This is a genomic window from uncultured Cyclobacterium sp., assembly GCF_963977555.1.
In the GTDB taxonomy this organism is placed as follows: domain Bacteria; phylum Bacteroidota; class Bacteroidia; order Cytophagales; family Cyclobacteriaceae; genus Cyclobacterium.
Genome location: NZ_CAXBPD010000011.1, coordinates 42,865 through 54,778 on the forward strand (window position 1 = coordinate 42,865; position 11,914 = coordinate 54,778).

The 11,914-nt window shown below is 36.7% G+C and carries 8 protein-coding genes; 2 read left to right on the top strand and 6 right to left on the bottom strand.

What is annotated here, in order from left to right; genetic code table 11:
• Positions 1 to 108: 108 nt before the first annotated feature.
• The 6 genes from AAC073_RS14685 to AAC073_RS14710 form a co-directional block, all read right to left on the bottom strand.
• Positions 109 to 3,861 carry a malectin domain-containing carbohydrate-binding protein gene (locus AAC073_RS14685; protein ID WP_339924538.1) on the bottom strand — a complete coding sequence of 1,251 codons (3,753 nt, stop codon included), beginning with the start codon at positions 3,859 to 3,861 and terminating at the stop codon, positions 109 to 111.
• Positions 3,862 to 4,166: 305 nt separating this feature from the next.
• Entirely contained in the window at positions 4,167 to 4,967 is an 801-nt protein-coding gene (locus tag AAC073_RS14690; RefSeq protein ID WP_339924539.1) for a M90 family metallopeptidase, read from the bottom strand.
• 146 nt (positions 4,968 to 5,113) lie between these two features.
• Entirely contained in the window at positions 5,114 to 5,524 is a 411-nt protein-coding gene (locus AAC073_RS14695; RefSeq protein ID WP_339924540.1) for a hypothetical protein, read from the bottom strand.
• Between the two features lie 325 nt (positions 5,525 to 5,849).
• The gene (locus AAC073_RS14700) at positions 5,850 to 6,677 is read right to left on the bottom strand and encodes a CHRD domain-containing protein (protein WP_339924541.1); all 828 of its coding nucleotides are present in this window, start codon (positions 6,675 to 6,677) and stop codon (positions 5,850 to 5,852) included.
• A 323-nt stretch (positions 6,678 to 7,000) separates the two neighbouring features.
• Positions 7,001 to 7,612: a trimeric intracellular cation channel family protein gene (locus AAC073_RS14705; RefSeq protein WP_339924542.1), complete on the bottom strand. Its 612-nt coding sequence runs from the start codon at positions 7,610 to 7,612 to the stop codon at positions 7,001 to 7,003.
• A 36-nt stretch (positions 7,613 to 7,648) separates the two neighbouring features.
• Entirely contained in the window at positions 7,649 to 8,578 is a 930-nt protein-coding gene (locus AAC073_RS14710; RefSeq protein WP_339924543.1) for a ClpXP adapter SpxH family protein, read from the bottom strand.
• 204 nt (positions 8,579 to 8,782) lie between these two features.
• Between AAC073_RS14710 and AAC073_RS14715 the strand changes: the two genes are divergently transcribed.
• Positions 8,783 to 9,151: a helix-turn-helix domain-containing protein gene (locus AAC073_RS14715; RefSeq protein ID WP_339924544.1), complete on the top strand. Its 369-nt coding sequence runs from the start codon at positions 8,783 to 8,785 to the stop codon at positions 9,149 to 9,151.
• A 256-nt stretch (positions 9,152 to 9,407) separates the two neighbouring features.
• Complete coding sequence (locus AAC073_RS14720; protein WP_339924545.1) at positions 9,408 to 11,648, top strand: FUSC family membrane protein; 2,241 nt, start codon at positions 9,408 to 9,410, stop codon at positions 11,646 to 11,648.
• Positions 11,649 to 11,914 lie beyond the last annotated feature (266 nt).

Genomic DNA, 11,914 nt, shown 5'->3' on the forward strand with positions numbered 1-11,914 from the left:
GAAAAATTACTAATTGGAGACAATATAAGCGGTTTATTTGATTAAAAAGGGCCTTGCTTATTAAGGTTTAAGCTTGGCATTGGTTTGATTTTGAAAGCTAGAAATTTTTTATGGATTGATAATCAGTTTTTGTTTGTAAACGATCGTTTTCGAATTGCTAACACTTATCATATAGATGCCTTTTGTTAGCCCTACCAATGGAATGTCGAGCATATTTCCATTTGTTTTTATCCAATCGAATTGGCTGACCATTAGACCATTAGTATTGTGTATGAAAACGCTGCCTTTTTCAAATTCAGCCTTAATATCCAAAGTGACAGCTCCCTTGGAGGGGTTTGGAAAAATATGTACACTAACATCGATAATGGGTGGTATTTCCTTTTGCCTATTGTTATAATATTCTTGGAGACTTTTCAAGCTAGTCACTAAATTTTGATTATGCGCCTCGGTCCCTATGATTGCAATTCCTGAAAGACTTGCATTGTTGACAGAGGCAGACAATTCTAAGGTCAATTTACCATCAAATACAATTATATTTTCAAAGGATAACAACATAGGTAAATTATGGTTTTCTACAAAAATGTCAAAATCATTCTTTAAAACTTCTCCTTGAAGAGCAATGTCATAAACCCTTTTACCTGCTTCAGCTTCGCCTCCAGCCTGTCCAAACCAGAGTTCATTGTGCAAAGTAAAGACGGTATAAGTTCCATTTGAAACAGGGAAGGTGTAAACCAGGTTTTTCCCATTTCTTTCTGTCTGAAATAGAGCCTCTTCCTCAATTTCTACATTTTCGTAACGGCCTGAACCAGGATTGAAATAATTTGGGGTGTTGCTTTCAGCAAGGTAAGTCACCCCAGCTAATGTCTCGTCTGTGGTTCCCCCTGCATTTAAAAAATAACTTAAACCTAATTTAGGTTTTTCTTCAATGATTTCCCGAATGATGGAAATACCAGAAATTGTAGCATTGTTAACACTAGCAATTAGCTGAAGATTTAAGACTCCATCGATTACTTGTATCGAATCGAAAGTGAGTGTTGTAGGTTCATTTTTACCCTGTGTATAAATATCAAAATCATCTTGTACCAACTCATCTTCCACTAAGATGTCGAACACGCGGTTTCCAGCTTTTGCTGTAGCCCCACCTTTTCCAAAATACAACTCGTTATGATATGTTTTTACAGTGTAGTTTCCATTTTCAATAGGTATCTGGAAAGTCAATTGGGTAGCGAATCTTTCAGATTGGAAAATTGTCTCATTGCTTGCCTCAGCATTGGTATAAGTATTGGAACCTGATGTGGTGATGTATTCACTATTGATTTTTTTGAAAATAGTGTCTTTGAATTTTATAGTCTCTTGGCTGCCTGTATGAAAATGTAAATCCTTTGATTCTTCTTTGGGGATAGTATTATCCATCAAGCGGATAAGTGCCATGGAACCATAGGGAGGTAGGGTTACCTCGCCAGAAAACTGTTCTAACTTAGCATTCACATAAGTGCCCGTCAAATTTATGGTTTTAATGCTTTTAGTGGGATTTGTCTCAAATACCATTACCTCCTCCGGATTTATCAATTTGGCTTCGGCTTCTACAAATTCCATTTCATCCAGCCAATAAGTTATATTGTCTTCATTAGAGTGGATCATTAGGGATACTTCTGTTGCATCCTGATAGGGTGAAACTACCACCTCAATGTCATTGATTTCTTTATTGATTTTGACAGTACTGATAGGGGACAATCGCTCCCAAGGGCTATCGGTTAACCTTAAATTAAAAGCTAGATTTCCGACTTTTGAAGCATAACCCTTTAGCGACAATACGTAAGTTTTGTCCTTTTTCAATGCCCCTAAATTTAATTTAACTGAACTGGTACCAGAACTATTGACTTTAAGTGCTCCTCCTGTTAATTTATTTTTATTATCCCAGGTTGGTTGGCAATCGTTACAAGATATGCCAGCAATACTTTTATCGAAAAAAGAGTTTTCGAAAAGACTGTTCCCAATTTTCCTACCTATAGTGTAAGTTGAAATAGCCATGGTATTGCTTGTCGAATTTTTATCTTTATTGTATTTCGCACTCCAATGGGCCAGGTCATCTATTGTAATTTTTACTTCACCATTTTCTAGGCGTTCGCTGATGATGCTAAATTCATCTCCTAAAGGCCTGAAAAAGTAGTTTTTATCAAAATTAGCCATCAAGGAGAGGTCATCTTTATAGGTTTTGATAGCATATGAGTATTGGTCAGAGCGCTTTGCGAAAAATTGATTGTTTTCGATATTTATTTTCCGAGTGTCATTGCCTATTAAACTATTTCCTAAGGTAATAGCAGCATGCGTGTTGAAAAACAAATTGTCAGATACTGATATGGTGTTACCATTGGCAATTTTTAGTCCACTGTTGGTGATATTAGCGATGGTATTGCCGGAGATAGTGATGTTATTTGAGTTGTCATCCAAGAAAATTCCTTCTGCCAACAACTTGAATTCGACTCCTCTTTTAGGCGCTCCGTAAATACTTCCAATCCCATTTATTATAATGTTGCCTTCAATTTTTCTACCTCTATAGCTTTGGTATTCCGCCTTTCCAAAAGTGTAAATTCCTCCTCCGTCACTTTTTATAAGACAAAAGGTATCTACATAATTATTCTTGACGACAGTATAGTTGCCGTTAAATTGAATGCCATTAAATCCTGTGTTAATTATCGAATTGTTTTGGACCAATATGTTTTCACCACTTGCGAAAATTCCTATTCCAGCGGCGTCATCATTTCTGGTTCTACCGGAGACCAGTCCGGTGTTGCTGATCTCATTGTCTCGGACTATCGCTGCATCATTGCCATATTTTAAGAACAAGCTGTTATTGTAATTTTCCCGGACAATATTCCGCTCGATTATTAAGTCTACCACCCCCAGGGCATGGATACCGTCTTCACCAGAAAAAGAGATTTCAGAATCACTTACTTTTATGTTAACGCCTCCTTCCAATTGAAGAATATTTTCGTTGGCACCTTTAAACTGTATATTTTGAATGCTGATATTACTTTCAAGATAATCCTTGGTGAGTAAGTTGTCCAGTGTACTTACTTCTATTGACATGGTAGAAGGGTTCTCATTCCCTAAATAAATACTGATTTTTTTATTAGTTGGGTTAAAAAACCACTCGCCAAAAGAATCAAGGGTACTCGGGTGATTGGAGATAAAAAAGCCATAGCCTACTTGTGCTTTGTAGGGACTGATATTTGCATTGTAATGAATTTTTTGGCCTGTTTGTGATTCGATTTTGTACCTGTTTATAATCCAGTCCTTTGCTCTAATGACTATGTCTGCACCTTTCCAGTCGTGGTAACTTTGCAATTGCTCACTGTATATCTCATTGGCTCCAGTCTTATTGATGGTCAAATAGCCATCATTTTCGATGCCAACATTTGGATACCTTCCCATTTCATTGATCTTCCCATCGATTAAAAGCACTTGGACAGTATTTGAATTGACAGGGTCAATGCTTTCATAAATGCCATTACCTTTGGCTTTCCAGCCTTTGATGGTTTTGAAAGAGGTGATAATAGGTTTCGATCCTGAACCGTAGGCTCCAATTTTTATTGGCGAAGGAGCAGAACCTGAGGCTTTAATATGTAAGGTGCCATAAAAGGTTTCCCCTCTTTTAAATAGAATGGCATCTCCAGGTTTTAGTTTGTTGAATAGGGAGTTCACTTTTTCAATCGATTTCCACGGGCTGTCAGGATGCTGTGCTTCTTCCAATGTTCGGGTGTCACTTCCTGTTTTATCAGATACATAGTAGTTGGCCGCATGACCACTTGAAATGGCCATAATAAAAAACAAGCAAACGGCTATGAATTGAAATCTCATGCTATCAAAAATTAAAAATTATATCTTTTGTTTACTACACATACATAAAACATGTTTGGTTTTATGAGTATGTCATACTTAAAAAAATTATTTAATAAATTATTCTTTCCTTTTTAAGGGTTGAACAAAATTAAATATTGCTGTTTTGTTTCAATTATCAAATATATAGATTTAATAATTATTTTTAAAAATTTGCGTTTTAATAAAATAAAAATACTTTTTAAAAGTTGTCAAAAACGCATCTTCTCCATACAATTTTTACAATCTTCGCTAGTAGCAAGCATTGGAAAGGAAGAAACCCATTGTCATTTACCTAATTTTCTAGATGCCATATCTTGTTTGAATACACCTTCTAAAAGCTTGTAAAGTTCTGGGTGTTTTCGTTTTAGTAATTTAGGTCGTTCAAAAAAATACTCGCTAGCTACAGAGAAAAATTCTGCTTGGTTGGTACCTCCATAAGGGTTCATATCTGATTTACCCTCTTGAATTTCCAGTAGCTTTTTATTGATGAAATCCAGCCAGGGTATGGTATATTGCCTTTCCATAAGCGAAGCGGGAACACCATCGACAGTTCCATCTATTTTGTCGATTAAATGCACAAACTCGTGAATAGCTGTGTTTTTCTTGTCCGTCTCGTTTTGAAAACCTAATTTCAAAGCTTTTTGAGATAAAATCATTACGCCCTCCATAGGGCCATTTCCAACCATTCCTGCAACGCTTCTGTTCTCGCCTTCAGTTGCAAAGCCCTCATTAAACAAGGTTGGATAGATCAATACCTCATATAGGTTGATGTATTTCCAATCTTCAAACCCAAATATTGGAATGATGGCACTGGCCGCAACAAGTATTTTATCGGTAAGGTCTATAGCTGTTTTTATGCCCGTTATTTTACAATTCAATAAAAACTCTTGGATTTTGTATTCAAATCTTTTTTGTTCCTCAGAAGACAATGACCTGTAATAGGAGACCGTATTGTTCAGCACATTTTTCCAGTCTTCGGGGAAAGGCTCAGTAGGCAAAATCCATTTTGATTGTTTTTTTCTTTTGAAATAGAAACCAATAAAACCCAATACAATTAAAAAGAATAAAACATATAGAAAGGTCATACGAGATGGTATAGTTTGAGCGGCGTAAAAGTAATAAATGATTAACGATTAAAGCTGTATCAGGTTGCTGTTGGTTTTTGTCTATTGGTATTGAACTGATGCTAAGATCAGATTGTAGCGGCTGTAAGGCGCTAAAATTAATTGATTTATTTCTGGCTTGTACTGTTTATCGTCTTTAGGAAAATAAGCAGGAAGAACAGGCAAAATAAAAGGTCATTAATCCCATATATTGAGTAAAATATACCAGCCATGGTATCTTTTTCATACACTTCTGAAACATTATTATTGAGCATCCAGTTGATCCAAATATAGCCATAAATGGATTTTTCAATCGCAAAAATGCCTATGAGCCATGGCACTTTATCATAATTGTAAGCAATAGCCATATACGCCAATCCCCAAATTACAATCATCAGCAAACCAAAATTTGACATGACCACTGGATCAAATTCAGGAATGGTGGAATTGGTAAAAAACCTTGAAAAAATCAAGACCGTTAAATTCATTAAGCCTGACAGCATAAAGCCTCTTGTAATGGTTTTATCTTGGATTTTCATTTTTCAGGTGTTTAGAGAATGCTGATTAGTTGATAAAAAATGTATCTATGTTGAAGGGGGTAAACATAAACAAATTAAAACGAGTAAGTAATAAGAGGTCGGCTTTTCTGACAATATCACATTTTATGCACATATCAGGAGGGGAGGGTAATTCAAATAGTAGACTAATCGAAAAAGAGAAGTTTTGGGCGGTAAATCCCGAATGATGCAATAGCCAAACAATTTATTGCTGTGTCTCCGCGGCGGATAAATTCAGCCAGTTGAGCAGGAGGGGAGGATGCCGTGAGCACATTTGCCCACGGCTTGATTCTCCAAAAATTATACCTTATCTGATCTGACCACGTAGCAAACCACCACCATGTTGGGTGGAGTGGATGTTTACGTACAAGGCATCATTGTTTATCTTGGTAAGTTCATCGTCACTTAAAGTAAGACTTTTTGTGATGTCAAGTTGCGCATCGTCCGTAAACCCTAGGTTCACAAGTACTCCTCCATTAACATCCTCGGCACCTTCATGTATATGACCTGCCGTGATCGCATCAGTAGCATCCAGGTCATTCACCATGGCTTTATAGATCATAGTATTGCCTATTATTCTTAAATAAGCAACGCCTGTTTCATTTCTTCCTGTAATCGCAGGGATTTCATTGGCAGGTGATAAAGCTACATTATAGGCATTGTCAATGGTTTGGTCTATCTGTCCTCTTACCAAACCTGCTGTTTCTTCTGTTGAATGCACATTGACATATACATCACTGCCTTTCAAAGTAGCTACTTCACCATCAGTGAGTGTAATCGTCCCTGTGGCCATATTGCCGGAAAATGCGATATCGGTCCCATCTACCAGGGTTATGGCTACACTTCCCGCTGTAACCACATCACCTGTATGGACATGGGCTTTGGTCAGCGCATCTGTAGACATAAGATTGTTTACCGTAATTGTAAATTCCAGTGAATTGTCGTCAAACAAATTCATTTGAATGTCACCAGTTTCGTTTCTTCCCATAACCATTGGGATTTCATAAGCATTGTCCAATTCTACATCGAAGGTCTGTACACTTACTTTTGCAGGGATATCGTCGTCATCGTCTTTGCAACTGAATGTGATCAGTGCAATAAAACTTAGCATTAATAATAGGTTTCTAACTTTCATAATGTAAAAATTTTATTGGTAGTGTCTACTTCTTTTTATAGTCCTTTTTCGACAGGTTCGGACTTGACTTAATCATTTGCTAATCTTGTTTAATATACCTAACGAAGCATTCTCCAAATTGTTAAGAATGCAGTCCATTAATCCTAAATATAAGTTGGTATTGCCTAATTATTAATGGTAAATTATTAATAATTAATTAAATAATTAAAAAGGGCTGAGAAAAGCTGATAGGGCTTTGAGGAAGTTTGATGTGGGAATGGGGAATTCAATACGCCACGGTATTTCTTGAATTGGCTTATCAGAAAAATTGTTTGGATTTTTGATTACTCAGGTCTATATATTACTGGTAATCTCCAGTCGTATCTTACCGCTAATAATTGAAATAAAACAACAGTAAGTAGACAAATAATGTCCACTGGCATTCCGGGTATTGCAACCTTTTGCAGAAGGAAAAATATAATTCCGCCAAAAATACATGTAGTTGCATATATTTCTTTCTGAAAAATAAGGGGAATATTATTTAAAGCAATGTCTCTAATAACTCCACCGAAACAAGCTGTAATGGTTCCAAGGGTAATACTCATTACAGGATGCAACTCCAGGGAAATGCCTGCTTGAATACCTAAAATTGTGAAAAAGCCCAACCCGATGGAATCAAAAAGTAAGAGAATTTTATGGTAATTTTTAATTACTGTTGTAAAAAGCATTGCTGCAATAGTCCCGAATAACACAATCAGTCCTGAGCTGATGTCAAGCAACCAATTTACGGGCCCAACTCCGATCAATACATCGCGTAAAGTGCCACCCCCTAATGCAGTTACAAAAGCGATAATGAAAATTCCAAAAATGTCCAATTTTTTTTCCATAGCGGCAAATGCTCCTGCTATACTAAATGCAGCAATGCCTATAATGTCAATTACTTTTAGAAGTTCCATTTATTAATTGGGTTTAATGTTTTTAAGATTTTTGACTTATTTATCATTTAATTTCCAAAGGGCCCCGTTTTTCGTGGTTAATTTATCCAATGTTCCAATATCGGAAAGTTCATTCAAAAAGTTTTCACTTTCGGCTCTTGGAGTTCCAGAAAGTTCAGTAAACTCCTTTGCGGTGAGCGAATGGTATGCTGAGAAAAGTGTTTCCCAGTTTTTACGGTATTCACTTTTCGTAATGGTAGGATTAAGTTTTAGAATAGCGGCCTCTAATAGCGCATAAGGTTTTGTGCTATAAACGATTTCTTTATTGCCCGAATCGTCCAAAAAGAAGAGGGTAGGAAATCCTCGCACGCCCAGTTCTTTACCCAACTTCAAGTCTTCTTCAAACAGCTTTTTAGCCCTGTATTCTATGTCACTTTCAAACTGCTCAATGTTTAACCCCACTTTTTTAGCTGCAATGGTAATGTGTTCCCATTTTGCAATGTTTTTCTTCTGAAGAAAAACCATCTCCCTGATTTCTCGAAGAAACAAAAGGGCTTTTTCATTGTCTTGCATTTGTGCTGCTTTGAAAGCAATAGAGGGCGGAAAAGAGGAGGCTAATGGGTCTTGTAACCATACATCTCCATCAATAGGCATGTCGTAGTGGAGACTCACTTCGTCCCAGTGATGGGCTACGTCGGAAGGTTTACCAATTCCACCACTGTTGTAACTCCAATTAGGCAATAAGCCTCCCATTCTATAGTCAATTAAAATGTCCTTTCCATATTCCAATTTTAGTTTTCTCAATTGGGGTTCTATGCCCCAACAGGAAGAGCAAATAGGATCGGTGAAATAAATTATCTTAATGACTTTCTCTGTTGATTGAATTTGCTTGTGAGAAGTCTTATCCGAGGTTTCTTCTGAGGTTTCGCACCATCCGGATTGAATGTCGCATATAAGCGGGTTATTATTTGACGTTACTTTATTCATAATAAGTTGTTTTCGATGGGATATATTTGAGTCGATATAACCTGTTTCTCCCACCTTATTTTTATATGATTTGAATGCTATAAATATACCGGAGAACAATAATATAACTGGCATGGATTTCCTTTTGGAAAGTGGTTTCCTATAGGGAACTAACTGCCATGAGATAGTTGTTACATTATCTTGTCATTATGGGGATTACATTCTATGAAAAAGAAAGCAGTTGTAAATAATACCGCGGTTTGTCAAGCTAAAATGCAAGCCATTAGCGATACGATGAGCATTTTGTCTGGGAAATGGAAGTTCCATATTTTGGGGACCCTCATAGAAGGAAGTGAATTAGGGTTTATGGATTTGTTGAGAGAAGTGGATGGAATAGGCAATAAAATGTTATCAAAAGAACTTCAGGATTTGGAAACGAACCACTTGGTGAGACGAAAGGTAATGAATACAAAGCCGATAACTGTTCAATATTCTATTACTGAATATGGTGAAACCCTTTCACCCCTTATCGACGAAGTGGCTAAATGGGGTATAGCATACAGGCAATCAATTTATGGTTTAAATCCAGAATAGTTCCTGATTGCTAAAATTGGTCTTTCGTTCAATTGCCTAAGCCATTCGGTAATAGTGTTTAAAATCAGTTTATTAAGACACAAAATATACTATGTGGTGGTGCTAATGAAGCAATGCTATTGAAAATTCTTGATAAGTATTTTAGTCCATACCTTCGAAACACCAATAATTCATTGATTTAATGTAAGCCAATACACAATAATACTTATTGGCAGTGAATAAATAAATTTGCTTTAGCAATAATCCTTCCTTTTATATGAAGCTTTCCTTTTTGAGTACCCTTGGTCTTTTCATTTCCGGAAATCTCGAGGAATTAAAAGAGTTTTTGAAAAGCATCAGTTTTTTGAGGGCCATTCTGATAGGCATTGCAGTGACCTTACCAGTAATAATTGGCTTACAACTGGGATATATTGAAATAGGGCTTTTGCTTGCCTTAGGTGCTTTTTGGAGTTCGCCTAGTGATGTTGTTGGGAGTTTTAGGCACAAAAAGCTAGGGATTCTTGTGTCTGCGATATTGGTGATGATTGTTAGTTTTATTAAGGGCTATCTACAATTTGAACTTTGGTTGCTGCTTCCCATTTTAGGATCAATTACCTTTATTATCGCCTATATTTCGGTTTTTGGTTTTCGCGCTTCGCTAGTTAGTTTTTCAGGACTTTTGACTTTGGCATTGAGCTTTGCGCGTGATTCTGAGAATTTGGAAATCTATCAATATGCCATGTGGCTAGGCATAGGCGGGCTTTGGTATTTGCTCTTGTCCATCATTTGGTATCGATTAAATCCAAAAGTTGAAACCGAGGAATTTTTAATTGAAACCTATACCCTTACCTCAAAATTCATAGGTCTACGGGGAAAATTAGTCGATCCACAAGAAGACCACCATAAAATTCAATCAAAGCTAATCAAACTGCAAAGCAAGCTTACCAAGAATCATGGGACTTTGAGGGAAATTTTAGTGTTCTCAAGGAAAACTTCAGGATTGTCGAATTACCAGAATAAACGCTTGTTGATATTTGTACAATTGGTGGAAATGTTGGAAACAGCCGTTGCAAATCCTGGGAATTACGATCATATGGATGCGCTTTTTAATCGCCACCCTAAATACATTAAGTTATTTCAAGATTTAATTTTTGAAATGTCTTATCAGTTGCGAATGATCTCCATAGCGGGTAGTAATAAAAAAAACCTTCCCAAAAACCATACTATCAGAAAAAGTTTAGAAGATATAAGGATTGAAGTAGACTTGCTACGTGATAGTTTGGATTACAATGAATTTCTTATGCTTCAAAATTTGCTCGAATATCAGGAAAAACAATTCGAGAAACTCAAAAGAATAAAATGGTTGCTAGGTGATCCGGAGGCTTCTGAGATTGAATTTATTGATAGAAAATCTGCCAAGAGGTTTATTGAACTTCAAGATTATAATCCAAAGTTATTGGTAAGAAATTTAAGTTTTAAGTCTCCCATTTTCAGACATTCCATTCGATTAGCAGTTACAGTGATGATCGGCTTTGCACTGGGGTCGATTTTTTCTTTTCAGAATCCTTACTCTATTTTATTGATTATAATTGTAATCATGCGGCCCAGTTACGGACTTACTAAGAGCAGAGCAAAGGACCGTATCATTGGTACACTCATCGGAGGCTCCGTTGCATTTGCGGTGGTTTTTTTGATTCAAGATTATTATGTGAATGCAGTCCTGGGAATTATCTCACTGGTAATTGCTCTTTCATTGGTTCAAAAAAATTATAGGGCTTCATCCACTTTCATTACGCTAAGTGTGGTCTTTATTTATGCTATTCTAAGTCCTGATGTTTTGAGCCTAATTAAATTCCGCATATTGGATACTTTTGTTGGTGCTGGACTATCCTATGTAGCCATGCTTTGGCTTTGGCCTTCTTGGGAATATGTCGAAATCAAAGAGAACTTAGAACATAGCGTGAAGGCAAACACGAATTTTCTCCATAAAATTGCCGATTATTATCAACTAAAGGGAAACATACCGACCAGTTTCAAAATAGCGCGAAACCAAGCGTTTTTGGAAACCTCCAATTTGAGCTCGGCCTTTCAACGCATGGCACAGGAGCCCAAATCAAAGCAAAGGGAAACTGATAAAATTTACGAGCTGGTTGTTTTAAACCACACTTTTTTAGTTTCATTGGCTTCTTTAAGCTCCTACGTTCAGAACTATAAAACTTCAGAAGCATCTGAACGGTTCAAGACGGTAATAGAGAAAATAGAAGCAAACCTGGAAAAAGTGCTCGAGTGCCTAAAAGATAAAGATTGTTACCATGAGAAAAGAACATCATCAAACGATCTTATTGACGAGGAAGAAATCCCTGCCTTTGATCCTGCAGAAATTAGAAATTTAGCGTCAAATGAAAAAGAATCTGTTCGTTATCTTCAGGAAGCCCAATTGGTTTGGGAACAACTAAAATGGCTGCTATCCATGAGTCGAAAAATGCATAAGCTGGTCGCATCTGTGAAGCTGGACTGATGCCAGTTCGCATTTAAAACAGTATTAAAATTTACGCAACTACCAAAATTACAAAATATTGATGATTGATAATAGGGGGGCTGCCATTGCTTTTACAGCTCAAGGTGTAGTCATTTCTTTGTTGCTGCATTTTATTAGGTGGTATTTGCGGTATTGAAACAGTCAAAAAGAAAGCGGGGCTATGCACCAATTCCCTGGTTGTAATTGGTGCGGGATCATATACACTATTCTCTATAGCTAGGTATAGCGTTGCGGGTGGAGATCCA